We start from the raw sequence: 19,239 nt of genomic DNA on the forward strand, positions 1-19,239 counted from the left end.
CGCCGGACCGGGCGCTCCGGAAGGGGGAAGCGATGCGGCATGTGCCGAATCTGCCGATGTACGACAAGGACGCGACCACCAGACTGCTCTGCTCGTCGGTCCATCTGGACGACGCGTTCGCCCGGTACGCGCACCAGGAGCTCTCCGGCGACCGCCTCACCGCGATGGGCCTGCCGCTCGGCGTGAACCTGCTGGCGCTCGCCCGCCACGCGCACCGCGCGACCGCACGGACGGACCTGCGCGACCGCAGGCTGGCCTGGCTCTGCGCGGTGTGGTGGCTCGCCGTGCTCACCGTGATCGGCGGCCTGGTGGCCGGCGCACCCGGCCTGGCGGAAGCGGCCGTCGCCGTCCTGCTGCTCGTCCTCGGGTGCACCTGGTGGCTGGTGCACCGGGCCGAGACCCAGGCGCGCACCGACGCCCTCGAAGCGCGTTACAACACCGCGCGCCCGCAGGATCTCGCGCCCGAGGTCGCCGACGAGGTCGAAGCGCGGCTGCGCGGGCTGCGGCGGCCGAACATGGTGCCGTACACCCAGAGCGCCGAGCGGCACAATCCCTTCGTCGGCAGCGGCGACAAGATCAAGGAGACGGTCTGGCAGCCGATCGACATCAGCCGCCCCGCCGACGCGCCCGGCGGCGGCAAGGCGACCTTGGTCCCCTTCGACGCCGTCGACCTCCACACTTACCTGGCAAGGGAGTTGGGCAACCTCGCCGGTCTCGAAGGACTCCGGGCGCAGAACCGCCTCTACGTGCTCGGCCGCCAAGTCGTCTACCTCGGCGACGACGTGCTGCCCGACCGGCTGCGGCCACCCAACAGCGAGATCCCGCCGCCGTTCGTCAAGGCCGGGCTGCTCAAGCCCGGCGCGGGCATGCGGACCTACCTCAGCCTGGAGCGGGTCGGCGAAGGCGGCCGGGTCATCGTCTCCATGCACCTGCGCGCCCGGCTCCAGCACCCCAGCCTCTCCTGGGAGGTCGCGGCCTACTGCATCCCTCCGTTGCACGCCCGCTACTACGGCGCCGACTACATCCCACGCGGCGGATGGGAACGCTGGTGGAGCCTGGTCCGGTTCGCCACCTCGCACACCTGGTCCGGCCTGACCGGCGCACCGGGACGGATCGGGCGCCGCAACGCCGAGCGCAAGCGGCGCGCCCGCGAACTGGAGAAGGCGCGCAAGGAGATCACCAAGAAGCACGCGCTGTACGACTACGGCACCACCGACAGCCTGCGCGAACGGGTCGCCTCCTGGGATCAGTTGGGCCACTCCGAGCGCACCGACTCGCAGGACTTCCTGCACCGGCTCCAGCAGGGCGTGCTCATCGCCACCGAGCGGTTCCTGAAGGCGCACAACGTGGACACCAGTTCCTTCGACCAGGCCCAGCAGGTCATCAACACCCAGACGTACAACATCTCCGGCGACATCACCGGACCCGCCAACATCGGCAACAACGGACAGATCTCCGCCGCCTACGGCCAGGGCTCTCAGGCCCCGGCGGCCACGGGCCCCACCCCCTGAGCCCGCACCCACCGATCACCAGGAGAGGCATGAGCACGTACAACTTCCACGGCGACATCTCCGGCCCGAGCAACTTCGGCGACCACGGAAAGATCGAGGTCACCTACGGCACGCCTCCGGCCGAGGCGCTGAAGCTGGCCGCCGACCTCGTCCAGCTCGTCCGCCAGGAGGCGGCGCGGCCGGAGCTCGCCGCTCAGGCGGAGATCGTGCGCGGCGAGCTGGTCCGGGCCGGCGAGGAGGGCCGGCCCGCCGACCAGGGCCGGATCCGGCAGGCGCTGGAGACGCTGACGGTCGGACTCGCGGCGGGCAGTGGCGGGATCGCGCTGGCGCAGGAGATCGGGCGGCTGGTCGGACTCTGAGCGGTGGTGGGCTCGCCTCGGTAGCCTGCGCACATGATCAGCTCAGCCGCGTGTTCCGGTGATGCCCACGCTCCCGCCGACGCCGAGGTGGCCGTCGCCGCGGCGCGGGCCGGCGCTCTCGTCGTCCGTTCTCTGTACGGCCGGCGGCTCGACCGCGTCGACAAAGGCGCCGGAGACTTCGCCACCGCCGCCGATGTGGAGGCCGAGCAGGCGATCCTCGGCGTCCTCCAGGCCGCCCGTCCCGGTGACGCGGTGCTGGGTGAGGAGGGCGGACAGCAGGGCGCCGGCCCTGACGGGGCCGTACGCCAGTGGCTCGTCGACCCGCTGTGCGGCACGCTCAACTACGCCGTCGGCAACCTGCTGGTGGCCGTCAACGTGGCGCTGCGCGACGGTGCGGCGGCGGTGGCCGACCCGTTCGGCGGCGAGGTCTTCTTCACCGACGGCGAGAGCGCCCTCGTACGGCGGGACGGAACCGACGACGTCCCGCTGACACCGACCTCCGCCACCCGGCTGGTGGACGTCAACCTGGATCCGCCGTTCCCGAGCGCGCCGGCGTTCCGGGCCGTGGACCTGCTGGCCCACTCCGGCTTCGCCGAACACTTCCGGCCGCGCGTCGTCTCCACCACGCTGGCCCTCGCCTGGGTCGCGGCCGGGAAGCGCGCCGCGTACGTCACCGACGGCGGTGACCTCTCCGGGAGCGTGCACTTCGCCGCCGGTATCGCGCTGTGCCGGGCGGCGGGGTGCGTGGTCACCGGGATCGACGGCGCTCCGGTCGGCGAGGGCCACGGGCTGGTGGCCGCCGCCGACGCGGAGACGCACGGGCTGCTGATGTCGATGGTCCGCGCCGGATGAAGTCCGGTCGCTCCGTGGCTACTTGGCGTGCACCGCCGCCTGCGCGCCGCCGAGATCCAGCCGCAGGCCCGCGCGGAGCGGAACCGTCTGGCCCGGTGCGATCTCCTGCGAGGTGCCGTCGGAGCGCGTCCCGGTCCAGCTCGTCGACGACCGGTTCGCCAGCCCGAACTTGCCCGGCCTGCTCGGATGTTCGGTCAGCTCGGCCACGAGCGTGGCATCGCTGTAGTCGTGGCGTGAGGGCTCCGGCGCCAGGTGGTGTTCGTGCACCCGCGCGGCCCGGCCCAGCCGGACGTGGCGCTCGGAGCGTGGCAGCGGCGTGAGGATGGTCAGGCGGGGCGGCAGGATCAGAGCGCTGCCGCAGGACCAGCACGTACCCGCCGTGGTCGCGGCGGGCTGCGTCATGTTCTGGCGGCCGCAGTCGGCGCAGTTGACGACGGCGTCCAGGACCGACCGCAGCGCGTCCCGCCACTGCGACTCACGTACCCGCGCGGTGGGTTGGTGGAGGCCCACGGTGAAGTTGTGCGTGAACAGGTCCTGGAGCGCCAAAGGCGCCACCGCCCAGGTCTGCAGGACGGTGGACTGCTCCACCGGATCGGGAGCGTTCGCCGGGTCGGCCGGATCGAAGACGAACAGCGGCTGCTTCCCGTACAGCCGCTTCTCCGCCGCCTCGTCCAGGCAGTGGATCTCCAACTCCCGCTTGCCCTTCAGTGGATGATGGTTCATCAGGAGCATGAAGAGCAGCACGGAGAGCGAGTGCAGATCCGTCTGCGTGCCGGGCCTCGCTCCGGCGTCGCCGCGCACCAGCTCCGGCGCCATGAACTCCATGGTTCCCGAGATGCCGGTGCTGTCGCCCTCGACCACGGCGTTGTCGTTGTCGCAGACCAGGACGTCACCACTGGCCGGGTCGAAGAAGATGTTGCCCCAGGAGATGTCCCGGTAGGCGATCCCGCGCGAGTGGAGCGCCTGGTAGGCCTCCACCGTGTAGAGCGCGGCGGTCAGCAGGGCGCGCGGCGTGGTGTGCAGCCTGCGGCGGAAGAGGTCGGGCAGCCCCTTGAACCGGTCCGGCCGCAGGTCCATCAGATAGCCGAACGCGCCGGTGCCCGACGGCACGTACGCCGTCGGCCACAGGAAGCGGTCGTCGTCGAAGTCCCGGGCCACCAACTCCCGTACGATCGCGTCCTGCTCGGGCGTCGCACAGGACGGGTAGTACCACTTCAGGGCGCGGTCGCCGGACGCGGTCGCCACCCGGTACACCTCCCCCTGGCCACCGGCGCCGAGCATGTCGATGACGCGGACGGACTCGCCGTCGTCAGCGGTGAGGAGCGTTCCTCCGTCGAGCATGCCGGTCATGCATCACTCCGTGGTTCGTCTGCCGCGGGACCGTGGTCCGCCGCGTCGGGTTCGGGCCGCCGGGCGGCGACCAGGGTCGTGTCGTCGCCGGAGTAGCGGGCCGCCTCGGCCAGCCACCCGGGCAGGGCGTCGCGTACGTCGTCGGGGCCGCCGGCCTTCGCGAGCCGCTGGTCGAGACCGGTCATGAACTGCGCGAACCCCTCGTCGGAGGCGAAGCTCTTGGAGAGGCCGTCGGTGGACAGGGCCACCAGCCGCGGAGTGCGCTCCCGCGCGGCGACCGGCGCCCAGTGCACCCGGATCATCTTCCAGGCGTGCCGGCTGCAGAGCGACTCCGTCTCGTCGCCGAGATCCGCCTCCACCGGGGCCAGCGGCAGCGCGACCGCCCCGTCGGCCCCGATCACCGTCAGCTCTCCGTCGCCGAGCTGCCAGGCCGCGAACACCTGCGGCGTGAGCACCGCACCGACCAGCGTCGCCCCGTACAGCAGCAGCTTCTGGCCCTTGTGCGGCGGCTCGGCGGCCGGGTTCGCCGTCTCCGGATGGCGGTCCCAGTGGGAGAGCACGCTCTCCTGCCAGGCGGCCACCAGCTGCCGCGGCAGCTCGTTGCGCGCGTAGTTCATCAGCCAGCTCAGGCTGTGCGTGCCGTCCGGGCCCTCGGAGCGCGCCAGTTCGGCGAACGTGCGGGCCTGAGCGGCGAACAGGTCGACCGCGCACCGCGCACCGATATGGCTGCGGGCGTGCGCCGCCGAGCCATGGCCGTCCGCCACCGCGAGGATCAGCGGATCGCCCGCGGAGCCGGATCCTTCGGTGACGTACCAGTCCTGGTTGATCTGCTTGTTGACTCCCCGCACGCTGTGTTCGAGCGTCTCCCACAGCGGGCGCTCAGGTGCGCTCACCAGACGTCGTCATCGTCGTCGTCCAACTGCGGTGGTGCGTAAGGCGGTTGCTTCAGTGTGGTGTCGGAAGGCGCTGCCACCGGCTGCGAGGCGGCCTTGACCGCGGCCGTCGAGGCCCAGCGGATCGCCGCCGCCAGCTGCTTCGGGCTGTTGGCGTCCAGCGGCTGCAACTCCGGGTTGCCCAGGAACTCCTGGAGCACACCGCGGTCCGCGTCCGCACCGATCGCGATGGCCACCCGCACCGCCTTCTTGCCCCACGGCGTGGCGTCCAGCGCCCGCAGGCCCGTCTTCCAGTCGTCCGTCGGCACGCCGTCGGAGACCAGCGCCAGCACCGGCTTCAGCGCCCGCTGCGGCATCGGCGGAGTCTGGAACTCCCGGGAGACCACCTCCAGCGCCTCGCCCAGGTTGGTCATGCCGTCGACCTGGACGTCCTGCCAGGTGAAGTCGTCCACCGGCACCGGGTCCTTGTGGTGCCAGCGCGCCTCCGTGGAGAACGTCACCGTACGCAACAGGAGTTGGGCCGCCGGGTTGTCGTGGGCCACCGACCGCATCTCCGGAATCGCCTCCCGGATCGCATAGTTGAGCTGTCCGATCTTCTCGCCCTGCATGGAGTAGGAGCAGTCCAGCAGCCAGATGAAGTGGACCGGCCGGTTCGCCATGGGACCGCCGGGAATGTCACTCACTCGAAGCCCTCCTTGTCATGGTGTGTGATCCGTCGTGCTGTTGCGGGGGAAACGGGGCCGTCACTCGCCCAGCCATCCGGTCACCTGCTCGCGCAGGAACTCCAGCCCCCAGGCCAGCAGCCCGCCGAGGACCAGGACGGAGGCGATGACGAACAGCGTGAGGAGCAGCCGACGTCCTCGCGTGACGTTCGGTGTGACGACCGGCATGGGCGTGGACCGTCCCTCTCTTCTCGGACGTGAACGACCTTAACGACCACGTCAGGCTCCGTCAGCGGGTTGAACGATCTTGTACGGGAGCATCGCGCGGGCCTGGCACGGACGCGGCAGGCGGGCCGGCCGCAGGGTCCTCCGAGAGCAGCTTGCCGACCCGCAGGCCTGTACGGGCCAGTATCCACAACACCGGTTCCGCCGACCGCCGTTGCTCGCTCACCAGCGGGCCCGTCCCGGTGGCCGCGTAGGCGCTGAGCGCCCAGTACCGCCGGGTCCGGAAGCGGTGGCCCAAATCCCGTACCAACGGGTCCAGACCGATCGTGGCCAGCCACGGGCCGACACCCGTGTCGGGGACCCGCAGGTGTTCGATCCGGTCCAGCACGTCCCGCTTGGTGACCACCACCGCCAGCGGCAGCCGGCCGCGCCGACGCCTTCCGGCCAGCGCCGACAGCTCGCCCGTGAACGTCTGGTACGTCTGCCAGGGGCCCGGCTCCGCCGGTCCGGCCTCACGCGCCAGTTCCTCATCGGCGGCCGGCAGAGACCGGCGCACCTGAGGATCGGCCAGGACGTCGACGACCAGGACCACGCCGTCCGCGTGGGCCAGATACTCCTGGCGGCGCGTGGAGTCCACGTCGTAGAAGGACTCGCCCATCGGGTCGTAGAGGTACAGCAGCCGGTGTCTGCGGCGGTGGCTGATCCGCAGCATCAGGGCCCGGGGCTGGCCGCCCTGGGTCTTGCGCACCCAACCACCGTGCTTGAGCTGCCCGTCGAGGTCCACCACATCCCGCCGGTCGTCGTCCGTCGCGAACTCGACCTTCAGCGGACTGTGCCCGGTGCTCGCGTGCAGTCCGGTGACGGCGGCTGCCATCAGCATCGTCTTGCCGGACGAGGTCCCGCCGATCACCGGCACGTGCACGATCCTCAGACGCCCGATCCCGGCCGGGAGCGACCGGTCGCAGTGCGGGCACTCGACGGCGAGCCGGTCGCGTCCGGCCAGCGAGACGGCGGTGATCCGGCGGCCGCACGAGCAGAGGTGCCACAGCGCGCCGAACCGGCCCGGCCGCAGCTCCCGATGGGCCGCACCGCACCCAGGGCAGCGGTGCACGGCGAGCGGGAAGGCCCGGTAGCAGCCCGGATACGGGCACTTCATCCGGACCCGCCGCACCAGCGCCACGCTCCGGTCCGCACCGCGCAACGCGCCGACCCCGGCCACCGCCACCAGCCACACCAGGCCCACCAGCAGCCACATCACCAGGTGCACCAGCACCATCACCGCCGAGGCGAGCAGCGCCCCGGTGATCGCGCCGAGCGCGGTGCCCGTGGCTAGGAGGCGGACGACGAAGCGGGCGATCCAGTGGTCGAAGCGGTAGCCGGTGGACGGCTGCTGCCCGGTGAACATGCGCCGGGCGGTGACCGCCATCCACCGGCCCAGCAGCCGGTGCCGTACGGCCGAGGCGGCGGCCCGGGTGGAGGTGGAGGTGTCCACCCACATCAGCTGCGACCAGTACGCGCGCTGCGCGGGCTCGGAGCCGACGGACGGGATCCGGCGGTCGGGCGTGCCGGGCGTCCGGGGACGGAGCGCCTGCGTGGAGGCGCCGAGCGCCAGAGCGAGGAACTCCCAGAACGCGCGGAACAGGCAGACCGCTGCCCAGACGGCGATCGTCAGCCAGACGACGGCGGTGATCAGCCAGCCCATCAGGCGCCTCCGTCCCGGGAGCCCCGGCGGCGGGGAGCCGCCTTGCCCGTCCGGCCCTCCCTCCCGCCGAACCGCAGCCCCAGCCGGCCCAGCGCTCCCGGCCGGTTCCAGGCGCGGAAGTCCTCCGCATGCCGTGCGCCCCGCTGGGACAGGGCCGCTTCGACGGCGGCCAGATCCTCGGCGCTCAGCGCCCGAGCCGCCGGCCGCAGCACTCCGTCCAGCAGCGCACCCCGCACCTCGCTCCAGGCGCCGCCCGCCTGCGGGTGCCGGTTCCAGTCGACGAAGCGGGCCGCGAAGTAGTGCGGGTCGCACTGGAGTTGGTCCCGTACGGAGTCCTCCTGCGCGGCCCGTTCGTAGGCCGCGCAGAGGTCCGCGTCGCCGCTGCGGATCAGGTCGTCCAGCTCGCGGCCCGCGCCGGGGCCGGTCAGCAGCCGGCGCGCGAGCCTGCCGCCGACGTGTTCCAGGACCGGCGGGTTCACCGGGTCGGCGGTGCTCCGCAGGCCGAGGATCCGGTCCACCCAGCCCGGCGGCGCACCGCCCGCCCGCAGGTCCCTGGCGAACTCCAGCAGCAGCAGCGCCGCCCGGTCGTGGGGCCGCAGCTCCTTGGCGAAGGCGGCGAGGAGTTCGTGCGCCAGCTCGTCCGCCTGCGGGTCTCCGGGCGGGCCGTTGAACGCGGCCGTGACGAGGAAGGGCCAGGTCTCCGCCGCGCGGTGCACGTCGGGCCCGGTCTCGGCCAGGACGTACCGGGCCTCCTGCGGCGTCGGCGCGGTGGAACCCCACACCAGGCGGAAGGCGATGCGCAGGAGCGGCGGATGCGCGAAGACGGAGACCCGCGCCGCCTCCAGCACGGCCCGGAGCTCACCGTTCCGGTCGCCGCCGCCGGACCGGCCACGGGCCTTCCAGCCGCACATCCGCAGATACGGCAGCGCCTCCACGCTCTCCAGAGCCACCGGCGCACGCTCCAGCAGGACGGTGACGGAGGCAGGACCGGCCGCCGCCGCCGTGTCGAGCTCCCGCAACAAGGCGGTGTGCAGGTCGGGCCGGTCCGTCAGGGTCTCGTGGAGCTCACCTCCGTACGCGGACGGATCGGCCAGCAGCGCGGACGCCAGCCGGTGGGCGAGCGGCGGAACGAGGTCGGCGCACTCCACCGCGAGGAGACCGGCCACCCGCAGCAGCCGCAGCGGACGCGCGAAGCCGTCCGACGCGTCCGCGATCCCGGCCCGCAGCTCCGGACCCAGCTCCGCCGCCAGCTGCCGGGCCACCGCGTCGGTGAGGGCTCCGCGCTCCGGCGGACGTACCGGCTCGGGCGAGCGGACGGCGGCCGTGAGCAGACGGGCGGCGAGCGGCGCGGCCGTCTCCGGCCGCAGACCCGCGCCGACCCGGGCGAACAGGTCGGCCAGAGCGGCGGTCTCGGCCACCGGTACCGCCTCCCGCCGGCTTGCCGCCAGCGTCTGTACGAGCCCGTCCAGCTCGCGTTCCTCCAGCTCGGCCGGGTGTTCGCACGCCCACCGGGCCGCCGCCGTGCGGTGCGGCGACGGCAGGTCGATCCCGGCGCACAGCGCGAGCGCCGATACGGGTCCCGCCGTGAACGGTTCGCCAGGCAGCCGGTGCGCGTGCGGGAAGAGTTCGACGGCACCGGCCGACCAGATCCGCGCGGCGGCCACCGCCCACGGGCTCGGCTCCGGCCCGTCGGCGGCGGGCGGGACGGTGCAGTCGTGGACCCGGTAGCGGCGCCCGGAACCGGCCAGTCCGTGCGCGTCGTCCGGCAGAACGCCGATGATCCGCTGCCCGGCGAGGTGCGGGCGCCGGGTGTAGGTGGTGAACGTCAGCCGGTGGGCGGCCGGCCGGGGCAGCACCGTGCTCGCCAGGACCACCCAGCGGGCCACATCGGCGCTGTCCGGCTCCACGAGGACGATCTGCGGGGCCGTGTCGTCCTCGGCCTGACGCTGGAGATCGGTGAACACGGCGGCCAGCCACGGCTCCCGGGACGCGGCGAAGGCGATCAGACCGTCCCGGTCCAGCCCGCTGGAGGGCGGCAGCGCGGCCAACGCCGCCGGTGCGCCTTCCGCAGGCGTGGCCGTGGCCCACACGGGCGACTCCCAGGCGCTGACGGGCAGGGCTCCGTCCGGCAGCTGCCGGCCCGGCGCCAGGTGCACGGCATGCGCGTGGAAGTTGCCCCAGCGGCCGCTGTAGTCGGCGCCCGTGTAGACCGTACGGGCCAGCAGCCGGCTGCCGTCGGACAGCTCGCTGTAGCTGAACGACCGGGGAAAAGCTTCGAGTTCGGCCGCCGAGGGACGCGAAGGCGCGTTCCGTGGCGGCTCGTAGCCGATGAGCTGCTCGGCCTCCCGGAGCACCGACTGCGGCAGCCCCGGCGTGAGCGCCGTGAAGCGGAAGCCCGAGCCGTCCGGACCGGGCGGCGCCGAGGTGTAGTGCAGCTGTCCCAGGCTCATGCGTCGGCCTTCCCCGTACGGTCCCGGCTCTCCCGTTGGCTCTTGCGCACCGGGATCAGGCCGCGCCGGCCCAGCAGCCAGAGCAGCGGATCCTCCACGCGGACCGGCTGCGGGCCCGACTTCGGTGCGTCGGCCGGTGCGTCGGCGGGTGGCGGTGCGCCGAGGGCCGAGAGGCCGAAGTACGACAGCTCGGCGAAGTCGTTCTCCAGCTGACGGCAGAGCACTCCGGAATCCCAGTCGCTCAGCAGAGACCTCAACTCCTCGTGTACGGCGAGCCGGTCGTCGTCATCGTGTTCGCCGCCCAAGTGGCCGGCGTTGCGCAGCAGCGGCGAGTGCGAGCCGAGCAGCGGCCGCAGCGCGTCCGTCTTCGTCACGGCGACGGCCATCGGCGTGGTGACCCGGCCTCGCGACACGCTCCGTCCGTGGGAGCGGAGTTGAGCGGCGAGGTCGGAGGCGATCTGCTGCGGCGACGTCTCGACCGCGGGCAGCGGCGGCCCGTCCGCCGACGCGCTGCGGTCGCGCACCGAACCCATCTGGAGCGGATCGACGAGCAGGATGATCCCGTCGGCGGCCGCCAGGTACTGCGTGTAACGGGCCATCGCCTCCGCGCTCTTGAGGTCCTCGCCCGCCGCGTCGAAGAAGACCAGCGTGGTGTGCCTGCTGCCCTTCGCGTACCGGCCACGGCGCGGCACGCTCAGCCGGTAGAGCAGCGGATCGTTGAAGCCCATCGCCGCCGGACGCGTCGTGTCCGGCAGCCGCAGCCGCTCGTACAGATCCTCCTCCATCTCCCGGTCCCGGCGCTGTGTCTCGGCCCCCATCGCCGGCAACGAGATGGTGAACTCCCGGCCGACCCGGCCGCGCAGTTCGTTGACGAGCACCGACACGTAGGTGCTCTTGCCGGACGCCTTGGCGCCGACCAGCGCGATGATGCGGCTGTCCTGGTCGCAGTACTCACTGGGGAAGTCGTTGTGGCAGCCGCGGCAGACCCGTACCGCCGTCGCCACTCCGCACTTGGGGCACGGCTGGCGGGCGGAGGTGCCGCGCAGGGTCGCCAGCGTGCGCGGCGCGAAGAAGACCGGGCCGCGCAGCCGCCGCGACGGCGGCAGGCTCGGACCCATGAAGTCCGCCCATACGTCGTCCGGTTCGGCATCGCACGGAGTGCCGCCGCGCACTCCGGTGGCCATCATCAGACAGCGGTAGGGCAGACGCGCGGCGGGTGCGCGGTCGAAGCAGTAGGGGCAGATGACGGTCGTCATGTCAGCGCACCACCAGGTTCGTCGGAGAGGGTTCGTCGAGGCGTACGTCGGCGGCCCCTTCGCCGAGGAGGAAACCGCGCAGGACGTAAGGAGGTCGGAGGCCCGGCGGTACGGGCAGCTCGACCGGGTCGCCGGGGCGCAGCGTGCCGCCGTCGAGCCGGAGCAGGGTCGTCCCGTCGGTGGGTGTGCGCGGCCGGATCGGGTCACGGCCCTTGCCGGTACGGCCGACGAGCACGAACTCCGGCAGATCCGCCGGGACTTCACCCGGACACGAGAGGCTGACCCGCAGCAGCGCGGGCCCTCGGCGCAGCGCCCGGCGAGGACCGGGGACGATGCGGTAGCTGACGGCGATGTCCGCCGGGCCCCGGGTCGCGCCGCCCGGCGGAGGAACGACCACCGCGTCCGGCGTCCGAGGCGCGGCGGAGAGGGTGAGCGAGTACGCGGACGGCGCCACGTCCACGTACAGCCCCTCCCGGACATACGTGCTGCGGGTCACCCGGTGCACGGTGCTCCGGCCGTCCTGCTCCACCGTGGCCGCCACCTCGCCCGCCTCCGCCGGCCAGTCGAACGTCACCCGCGCCCGGCCTCCGGCCACCCGCTCCACCCGCGCTCCGGCCACCGGCGGCGGACACTCCACGACCAGCCCCGGACCCGCCACCGCGCGCAGGCCGAGCACGGCCAGAGCGGACACCCGCGTGACCGAGCCCGGAGGCGGCACCAGACCGCCGTCCGCCGCGGGCTCCCAGTCCAGCGGCGCCGGCCAGGGCCGCGCCGGGTCGTAGGTCAGCTCTTCGCCTGGTTCCGGCGGGTCGGCGGGCCAGGAGACCAGGCGTACGTCCGCGTCCCGGCCACCGCTCCAGGCGAACCGCACGGACCCCTGTACGGCCGTCGCGTCGAGCCGCTCCACGGGCGCGGGCCAAGGATCGACGGAGACGTGATGCTCCGCGCCCGCCGACTCGACGACGGTCCCGTCCGGCGACCGGTATCGGCAGTGGACCCGCACCACATACGCGCCGACGTCCAGCCCGGTCGCCGTCAGCCCACTCGTACGCACCTCGACCCCGTCCACCGGCCCGTCCGGCCCCTCCAGCCGGACCCGGACGTCCAGCGCACCCGACGGCTCCATCCACGCGGCGTCGATCCGGCCCCGGCCGCTGGTGGAGCGCAGCCCGGACACGTCCGGCGCGACGAGCAGCACGTCCGAGACCTCGGGCGGTCCGTCGATCCTGCCGTCCCGCAGCGGGAAAGCGGCATAGCGGACCTCCTGGCCGAACGGCGGATGCCGGTCCACCCAGCCGCCCGCCGGCGAGGCGTCCGCGATCTCGGTGATCCCGGTCGGACCGCCCGGCACCCGGGTCAGCCGCAGGACCCGCCGGTCGGCCGACGCGTCGGTGGCCGGGTGCGCGGGGGAGAGGGACACGGTCTCGGGGGCCGGGCGGACCCCCAGTACGTCACCGGGGCCCGCGCTTCCGTCGTCCGCCGGGCGCACCCGCACGAGGCCGAGCACGGCGCGCGGACAGTCGGCGGCCAACCGGGCGGCCGTGAGGAAACCGGCCTGGGCCGCGCGGGCGTCACCGGACCGCTCGGCCTCCCGCGCCGCGTCGAGCGCCCGGTCCGCCTCCTTCACCCGTGACGCGATGTCCGCCAGCCGACCGCGCAGCAGCGTGTCACCGCCGCCGTCCACCGGCAGCCGGGCCGCAAGACGCGCGGCCCGCCGCACCTTGCCGCTGCTCCAGGCGTCCTCCAACCCTTCGGCCGCACCGCGCTGTCGGCCGTCCAGCCGGTGGCGGCCGGCCGCCGCGCGGACGAGGACGCGCGCCTCCTGCGGGCAGATCCCGAGGCCGACGGCGGTCGCGGGCTCGGAGCCCTGCGGATGGGCCTGGAGGAGTTCGGTGAGCTGGTAGAGGAGGACGCGGCGCAGTGCGGCGGGGTCCTGGAGCTGGACGGCCTCCAGCTGAGCGAGGAGCGGCCCGTACGCTCCACCGCGTACGCCGCTCAGCTCACGGATCCGACCCGCCCCGAGGTGCTGCCAGCGACGCGGCGCGCGCTCCTCGAAGACCCCGTCGAGCACCCGCAGCGCCCGCCCGCGCTCGGCGAGAGCGTCGCCGATGTGCCGTAAGCCCAGGGCCTGTTGCCGGTCGGCCAGCGCCCGGTACTCCGGGACGAGCGGCGAGAGCGGCAGCCCGCGCAGAGCACGCCGCTGCCCGAGGTTGTGCCCGAACTCCAGCCCCACCGTGCGCCCCCGTGCTCACCGCTCATGCTCCCGCCACGACCCATCCCAGCAGATCCGGGCGCTGAGCGGTGCCGTTTCCCGTATCTGGAGGCGGGACGGGAAGCGGCGACGGGACGGCAGCCCGATGGCCGCCGTCCCGCCGAGGTGATCGCCGCCGTTACGTCAGCGGCTCCACCCACACATTCCGGTACTTGATCTTGCTGCCGTGGTCCTGGAGCTTGATCGCCCCGGCCGTGGCCGCCTCGGCCGCTCCGCCGCCGGTCGGGCCGTCGACCGCCACGTCGTCGTGGACGGTGACGCCGTTCCAGACGACGCTGATGCGGGCGTCCTCGGTCTTGGTGCCGGAGGAGTCGAAGCGGGCCGCACGGAAGGTGATGTCGTACGTCTGCCAGGTCTCCGGCGCGGTGGCCGCGTTCACGTCCGGCGCCCTCCTCGTGTAGATCGCGCCGGCCTCGTTGTCGGCGAGCGTGTCGTCACCGTACGAGTCCAGGATCTGCACCTCGTACCGCTCCTGGAGGTAGACCCCGCTGTTGGCGCGGTCCTGGCCGGTCACGTCCGGCGGGAGGTTCGGCAGCCAGAACTCCACATGGACGCGGAAGTCCTCGAAACCCTGCTTCGTGCGGAGATCACCGTCCTTGACCTCCATCTCCCCACCGCTCACCGGCCATTGAGGTGTCCGGCCGTCCGGATGCTGCCAGGCCGCCTGCGTCGTGCCGTCGAAGAGCGGGATCCGGGCGCCCTTCGGATGGACGGCGATCATGTCGAGGTTCACATGGCCGGTGTCGCCGCTGTCGTAGGAGTACGTGATGGTGTTGCGGCCCTGGTCCAGCTCCAGTTGCTCGTTCTTCGTCGCCCAGGTCTTCCAGTCGGTGGTGGACGCGAGGCTCGTCCGGCGGACCTTCGTGCCGTTGACGTGGAGGCTGATCGTCTTGGTGCCGGGGGCCGGGTTGGGTCCGTTGGAGTAGCGCAGCCCGACGTCGTACGTCCCCGCCTTCTCCGCCGTCACGTCGAAGGTGACCGCCGCGCCCTGGTTGCCGAAGTTGTCGACGAAGCCGCCGCCGGAGTAGCCCGCGTGCTCGGTGTCGACGCCCGTTCCGCCGGTGAGGGCCGCCTCCTCCGCCTCGTACAGCGTGGGCGGAGGCTGGTCGCCGGGAAGGGAGTTGAGCGTGTACCAGGCCTCCGTGGACCACAGCTCCGTGCCGCTCTCGGAGGAGAAGGGGCGCGGCGAGCGGATGTGGACGACGCGGTTCGCCTTGAGGCCCGGGAGGGCGAGCGTGACCTTCTTGCGGTCCTCGGAGAGCGTCGCCGAGCCGACCTGGAGGGTCTCCTCGTCGATCTTGGGACCGCCGTAGGCCGGAGTGGGCGCGTACGTCCACTGCTCGGCCTGGTAGCTCTCGGCGAGCTTCGCCGCGGTCTCCTCCGAGAGCGGCTCGGTGTACTCCAGCTCGAACCCGCCCGGCTTCGCCCGCATCGCCAGGATGTCGAACGCCTTGTCACCGCTGGGCGAGAGCTTCTGCAGGCCGTAGTTGAGCTTGCCTTCCTGGCCCCAGTTGCCGCCGGCGCCGAGCCCGCCGGCGTAGATCGCGCCGTCCGGGCCCATGCTGATCCGGTTGACGCCGGCCTCCAGGCCCTGAGTGAAGCGGAAGACCGCGCCCTGGTACTCGCCGTCGACCTTCTCCAGGTAGGCGCGCTGGATACCGCCGTACGTCACGTCCCCGAACAGCATCTGTCCGGCGAACCGGCCCTCGGTCAACTGCAGAGGCGTGGAAGGAGAGTTGGCTATCTCGTTCTGCGGCAGCCACAGCACCGGCTTGGTGACCGGCTTCGTGTCGAAGGGACCGGACGGGTTGGTGTAGTGGTTGAAGAAGCGGTCCTGCTTCACGTGGACGAGCTTCGACGAAGGCAGCCAGCCGCCCTGGTTGTCCAGGACGAACAGGTCGTCCTCCGGACCCCAGCCGATGCCGTTGGGCGTCCGCAGACCACCGGCGATGTAGTCGACCTTGCCGGTCTCCTTGTTCACCTTGATGGTCGTGCCGCGGTTCTCCGCCGGCTGCGGGTCGGTCGTCGCGCCGCCGTAGTCGATCGCCACGGAGAGGTTGAGATAGAAGTGGCCGTCCCGGTGGAGCAGGCCGAAGGCGAACTCGTGGAAGTTGCCGCCGTACGGCCAGGTGGCCACGGTCCGCCGCTCGTCGGTGACGTCGTCGCCGTCGGTGTCGGACAGCTCGGTCAGCTCGTGCTTCTGCGAGACGTAGAGCTTTCCGTCGACGGCCTTGATGCCCATGGGCTCCTTGAGCCCCTCGGCCACCTTCTTCGCCTCCACCTGGTCCGGGCCGCTCTCGCCCTGGACGCCGTCGAGGAGGTAGACCTCACCGGTCTCGTTGTCCGTGCCGCCCCAGGTCGTCACCGCGAGCCGTCCGTCCGGCAGCCAGTCCATCGCGGAGACCTGCGGCTCGAAGCCCGCCGGCCGCAGATCGGTGAGCGCGTAGTCCGGGTGGACACCGTTCAGCGGCAGTCCGTCACCGGGAGAGTCGAGCGCGCCTTCGCACTCCTTGCGGCCCGGCGCCGTCACCCGTACGACGTCGGCGTCGGTGGACAGCACGGAGTTCGGTACGACGGCGAACCCGCCGGCACCCGGCGGCTGCCAGGCCAGCGTGACCTGCTGGCCGCCGGTGCGGTCGAAGTGGTCGATACGCAAGGAGTGGTGGCCGGCGGTGAGCTCGACCGTGCCGTCCTTCGGCTCGGCACCGTGCAACCCGTCGTGATCGATGACCAGTTGGTCGTCGATCAGCAGCCGTGACCCGTCGTCGCTGGTGAGGCGGAACGCGTACGAACCGTCCTCGGGCACGTCGATGTTGCCGGTCACCTGCGAGACGAAGTGATCGTTGAAGCCGAAGTCGCCGGTCGCGTCCCAGTCGATCTGCGGCATCAACTTGTCGACGTTGGGCGTCTGTCCCGCCTTGATGTCGCACAACTTGTCGAGCGGAACCTGTACATCGAAGACGCGCAGCGTCACTCCCGGTTCCTGCGGCGGGAGTTCGTTCGGCGCGGCCGGTGCGGCGGTGGCCGGGATGGCGGAGAGGGCGCCGATGAGGAACGAGGAGACCAGCAGGCCGGTCAGATGCCTGCGGAACGGTCGGCGCCTGAGGACGGGTCGTCTGCGGGAGCGGTGGAACGGCCGTGGATGCATTCTTCCTCCTGGCCCCTCGCAGCGAGGGGCACGTCGCGGCGGTGGGTGGGGCCACCCGGCGCCCGGGGGTGAACGGTTCGGCTCGTGCGGGTCAAGCTGCGTGACTCCGGCGTGACTCCGGCGGGTCGCGACCGAAACAGTAGGAGGCTTCTGCTGACGCCGTCCATACTTCGTCACCACTGTGTTCAAAGTTCGCCGGTCTTCGTGCAAAGGTCTGAACGTGGTGGGGCCTGAGTGTTTCTGTCGGTTCGTCAGTCCGGTCTCCGTACTACGGTGGCCGCCATGAACGAGGTGAGGCTCTCGGCCGGTGTGATCGCCTACGAGGACAGTGGCGGCGACGGTCCGGTGGTGGTCCTGCTGCACGGTGTCGCCATGAACGGTTCGCTCTGGCGCCATGTCGTCGCCGGGCTCGGGGACGGGGTGCGGTGCGTCGTGCCGACCCTGCCGCTCGGCGGACACCGCAGGCCGATGGAGCCCGACGCCGATCTGACGGTGCTCGGCGTCGCCCGGCTGGTCGCGGAGTTCCTGGAGGCGCTCGGCCTGGACGACGTGACCCTGGTGATGAACGACTGGGGCGGGGCTCAGGCCCTCGTCGCCGACGGCCGGGCCGACCGGATCGGCCGCCTCGTCATCACGTCCTGCGAGGCCTTCGACAACTACCCGCCCGGCCTGCCCGGCCGGAACCTCGCCACCCTCGCCAGGCTGCCCGGCGGGCTGGAGTTCGCCTTCACGCTGCTCCGGCTGAAGGCCGCGCGCCGGTCGCCGCTGACCTGGGGCTGGATGAGCAAGCGGCCCGTGCCGGACGCCGTGATGGACGGCTGGTTCCGGCCGCTGAGGGCCTCCAAGGAGATCCGCCGCGATCTGCGGACGTATGTGCTCGGAGTGCCGGACCGCGCCGAGCTGCTGCGGTGGGCCGAGGAGTTGCGTACGTTCGACCGTCCCTCGCTCGTCATCTGGGCCACCGAGGACCGGGTCATGCCGCTCGACCACGGACGGCGGCTCGCCGAGCTGCTCCCGCAGGGTCGGCTGGTGGAGGTCGCGGACAGCTACACGCTCCTGCCGGAGGACCGGCCGGACGCTCTCGTCGAACACATCACGGCGTTCCTGGCGGAGACGGCGGCCTGACGTCGTACGACAGGAGAGCAGGACCAGCGGTCACCCCGCAATCCAAGGTGCGCGGGCGGCAGCGGTCGGTGAAGCGTTGCCCAGGCGTGAAGATCTCCTGCGACCGTGCTTAAGAAATCCTCGATGGACCCGGGACCCCGCCATACGGCAGCCTTCTGGGTGACGGCCGGGGACGGCGCGTGGAACCCCACGGGCGTGTTCCGTCCCGTCCCGCCGTGGTCCCGCCCCCACCATGGGGACGGGACGACCCCGAAGACCACCCCGGGCCGCAGGGCTCCTCCGACAGGCCCCAAGGCCCGGGGTATCCACCACCCGCGTACCACGTGCAGGGAGCCGCAGCCGTGAAGGCACTCGTCAAGCAGAAGGCCGAACCGGGACTGTGGCTGATGGACGTGCCGGAGCCGGAGTACGGCCCCGGAGACGTCCTGATCAAGGTCCTGCGTACCGGTATCTGCGGCACCGACCTGCACATCCGCGCCTACGACGGCTGGGCCCAGCAGGCGGTCACCACGCCGCTGGTCCTCGGCCACGAGTTCGTCGGCGAGGTCGCGGCGATCGGCTCCGACGTCGCCGACATCGCGGAAGGCGACCTGGTCAGCGGCGAGGGCCACCTCGTCTGCGGCAAGTGCCGCAACTGTCTCGCCGGCCGCCGCCACCTCTGCCGCTCCACCATCGGCCTCGGCGTCGGCCGGGACGGCGCGTTCGCGGAGTACGTGGTCCTGCCTGCCGCCAACGTCTGGGTGCACCGGGTCCCGGTCGACCTCGACATCGCGGCGATCTTCGACCCGTTCGGCAACGCCGTGCACACCGCGCTCTCCTTCCCGCTGGTCGGCGAGGACGTCCTGATCACCGGCGCCGGACCGATCGGCATCATGGCCGCCGCCGTCGCCCGGCATGCCGGCGCCCGCAACGTCGTGATCACCGACGTCAGCGAGGCCCGTCTCGCGCTGGCCCGCAAGGTCGGCGTCAGCCTGGCCCTGAACGTCGCGGAGAGCACCATCGCCGACGGACAGCGCGAGCTCGGCCTGCGCGAGGGCTTCGACATCGGCCTGGAGATGTCCGGCCGTCCCGAGGCGATGCGCGACATGGTCGCGAACATGACGCACGGCGGCCGCATCGCGATGCTCGGCCTGCCCGCCGAGGAGTTCGCCGTCGACTGGTCCCGGATCGTCACCTCGATGATCACGATCAAGGGGATCTACGGCCGCGAGATGTTCGAGACCTGGTACGCCATGTCCGTCCTGCTGGAGGGCGGCCTCGACCTCGCGCCCGTGATCACCGGCCGGTACGGCTTCCGCGACTTCGAAGCGGCCTTCGACGACGCGGCGAGCGGCCTCGGCGGCAAGGTCATCCTCGACTGGACCGCCTGACCGTCGAGCCTCCTCCCGGTCCCTGAGCATCTCGAACCTCTTCTCGCATCCCTGTTAAGGAATC

Annotated in this window: 14 protein-coding genes; 5 read left to right on the forward strand and 9 right to left on the reverse strand. The window is 72.3% G+C overall.

Annotated elements, in window-relative coordinates:
• Window positions 1-32: 32 nt before the first annotated feature.
• From ABZ267_RS19795 to ABZ267_RS19805, 3 genes are read left to right on the forward strand one after another with little or no spacing between them, the layout of a single operon-like run.
• Window positions 33-1,511 (forward strand): hypothetical protein, encoded by a 1,479-nt coding sequence (locus ABZ267_RS19795; protein WP_356749633.1) that lies wholly within the window; start codon window positions 33-35, stop codon window positions 1,509-1,511.
• Window positions 1,512-1,540: 29 nt separating this feature from the next.
• Complete coding sequence (locus tag ABZ267_RS19800; RefSeq protein WP_018514552.1) at window positions 1,541-1,870, forward strand: hypothetical protein; 330 nt, start codon at window positions 1,541-1,543, stop codon at window positions 1,868-1,870.
• A gap of 33 nt (window positions 1,871-1,903) precedes the next feature.
• Entirely contained in the window at window positions 1,904-2,722 is an 819-nt protein-coding gene (locus tag ABZ267_RS19805; RefSeq protein ID WP_356749631.1) for an inositol monophosphatase family protein, read from the forward strand.
• A gap of 18 nt (window positions 2,723-2,740) precedes the next feature.
• Here ABZ267_RS19805 and ABZ267_RS19810 read toward each other — a convergent pair whose 3' ends face one another.
• The 9 genes from ABZ267_RS19810 to ABZ267_RS19850 all read right to left on the reverse strand — a co-directional run bounded on the left by ABZ267_RS19810 (window position 2,741) and on the right by ABZ267_RS19850 (window position 16,680).
• Window positions 2,741-4,072 carry a protein kinase gene (locus ABZ267_RS19810; RefSeq protein WP_356749629.1) on the reverse strand — a complete coding sequence of 444 codons (1,332 nt, stop codon included), beginning with the start codon at window positions 4,070-4,072 and terminating at the stop codon, window positions 2,741-2,743.
• On the reverse strand, window positions 4,069-4,965 hold the full coding sequence (locus tag ABZ267_RS19815; protein ID WP_356749627.1) for a protein phosphatase 2C domain-containing protein: 897 nt from the start codon (window positions 4,963-4,965) through the stop codon (window positions 4,069-4,071). Before ABZ267_RS19815 ends, ABZ267_RS19810 begins: the two co-directional genes overlap by 4 nt.
• A complete protein-coding gene (locus ABZ267_RS19820) occupies window positions 4,962-5,624 on the reverse strand; it encodes a tellurium resistance protein (RefSeq protein ID WP_356749679.1) in 663 nt (220 codons plus the stop codon). Before ABZ267_RS19820 ends, ABZ267_RS19815 begins: the two co-directional genes overlap by 4 nt.
• A gap of 84 nt (window positions 5,625-5,708) precedes the next feature.
• Window positions 5,709-5,855 carry a hypothetical protein gene (locus ABZ267_RS19825; RefSeq protein WP_356749625.1) on the reverse strand — a complete coding sequence of 49 codons (147 nt, stop codon included), beginning with the start codon at window positions 5,853-5,855 and terminating at the stop codon, window positions 5,709-5,711.
• A gap of 61 nt (window positions 5,856-5,916) precedes the next feature.
• The gene (locus tag ABZ267_RS19830; protein ID WP_356749623.1) at window positions 5,917-7,554 is read right to left on the reverse strand and encodes a hypothetical protein; all 1,638 of its coding nucleotides are present in this window, start codon (window positions 7,552-7,554) and stop codon (window positions 5,917-5,919) included.
• Window positions 7,554-10,004 carry a GTPase-associated protein 1-related protein gene (locus ABZ267_RS19835; protein ID WP_356749621.1) on the reverse strand — a complete coding sequence of 817 codons (2,451 nt, stop codon included), beginning with the start codon at window positions 10,002-10,004 and terminating at the stop codon, window positions 7,554-7,556. The genes ABZ267_RS19830 and ABZ267_RS19835 overlap by 1 nt, the downstream gene beginning before the upstream one ends.
• Window positions 10,001-11,260, reverse strand: a complete 1,260-nt coding sequence (locus ABZ267_RS19840; RefSeq protein WP_356749619.1) for a hypothetical protein — start codon at window positions 11,258-11,260, stop codon at window positions 10,001-10,003. The genes ABZ267_RS19835 and ABZ267_RS19840 overlap by 4 nt, the downstream gene beginning before the upstream one ends.
• Before the next feature lies 1 nt (window position 11,261).
• Entirely contained in the window at window positions 11,262-13,493 is a 2,232-nt protein-coding gene (locus ABZ267_RS19845) for a hypothetical protein (RefSeq protein WP_356749617.1), read from the reverse strand.
• 157 nt (window positions 13,494-13,650) lie between these two features.
• Complete coding sequence (locus tag ABZ267_RS19850; RefSeq protein WP_356749615.1) at window positions 13,651-16,680, reverse strand: family 16 glycoside hydrolase; 3,030 nt, start codon at window positions 16,678-16,680, stop codon at window positions 13,651-13,653.
• A gap of 282 nt (window positions 16,681-16,962) precedes the next feature.
• On the opposite strand from ABZ267_RS19850, the gene ABZ267_RS19855 reads away from it, so the two are divergent.
• Together ABZ267_RS19855 and tdh are read left to right on the forward strand one after the other, a co-directional pair.
• A complete protein-coding gene (locus ABZ267_RS19855; RefSeq protein ID WP_356749613.1) occupies window positions 16,963-17,805 on the forward strand; it encodes an alpha/beta hydrolase in 843 nt (280 codons plus the stop codon).
• Between the two features lie 341 nt (window positions 17,806-18,146).
• Window positions 18,147-19,175, forward strand: coding sequence for an L-threonine 3-dehydrogenase (gene tdh / locus ABZ267_RS19860; RefSeq protein WP_356749611.1), 1,029 nt, complete (start codon window positions 18,147-18,149; stop codon window positions 19,173-19,175).
• The last annotated feature ends 64 nt before the right edge of the window (window positions 19,176-19,239 follow it).

It is taken from the genome of Streptomyces sp. NPDC006174 (genome assembly GCF_040614075.1).
In the GTDB taxonomy this organism is placed as follows: Bacteria; Actinomycetota; Actinomycetes; order Streptomycetales; family Streptomycetaceae; genus Streptomyces.

Coding starts and splice junctions, on each gene's coding strand:
- ABZ267_RS19795 (WP_356749633.1), top strand. CDS start 33: ATGCGGCATGTGCCGAATCTGCCGATGTACGACAAGGACGCGACCACC.
- ABZ267_RS19800 (WP_018514552.1), top strand. CDS start 1,541: ATGAGCACGTACAACTTCCACGGCGACATCTCCGGCCCGAGCAACTTC.
- ABZ267_RS19810 (WP_356749629.1), bottom strand. CDS start 4,072: ATGACCGGCATGCTCGACGGAGGAACGCTCCTCACCGCTGACGACGGC.
- ABZ267_RS19840 (WP_356749619.1), bottom strand. CDS start 11,260: ATGACGACCGTCATCTGCCCCTACTGCTTCGACCGCGCACCCGCCGCG.
- ABZ267_RS19825 (WP_356749625.1), bottom strand. CDS start 5,855: ATGCCGGTCGTCACACCGAACGTCACGCGAGGACGTCGGCTGCTCCTC.
- ABZ267_RS19855 (WP_356749613.1), top strand. CDS start 16,963: ATGAACGAGGTGAGGCTCTCGGCCGGTGTGATCGCCTACGAGGACAGT.
- ABZ267_RS19830 (WP_356749623.1), bottom strand. CDS start 7,554: ATGGGCTGGCTGATCACCGCCGTCGTCTGGCTGACGATCGCCGTCTGG.
- ABZ267_RS19805 (WP_356749631.1), top strand. CDS start 1,904: ATGATCAGCTCAGCCGCGTGTTCCGGTGATGCCCACGCTCCCGCCGAC.
- ABZ267_RS19850 (WP_356749615.1), bottom strand. CDS start 16,680: ATGCATCCACGGCCGTTCCACCGCTCCCGCAGACGACCCGTCCTCAGG.
- ABZ267_RS19835 (WP_356749621.1), bottom strand. CDS start 10,004: ATGAGCCTGGGACAGCTGCACTACACCTCGGCGCCGCCCGGTCCGGAC.
- ABZ267_RS19820 (WP_356749679.1), bottom strand. CDS start 5,624: ATGGCGAACCGGCCGGTCCACTTCATCTGGCTGCTGGACTGCTCCTAC.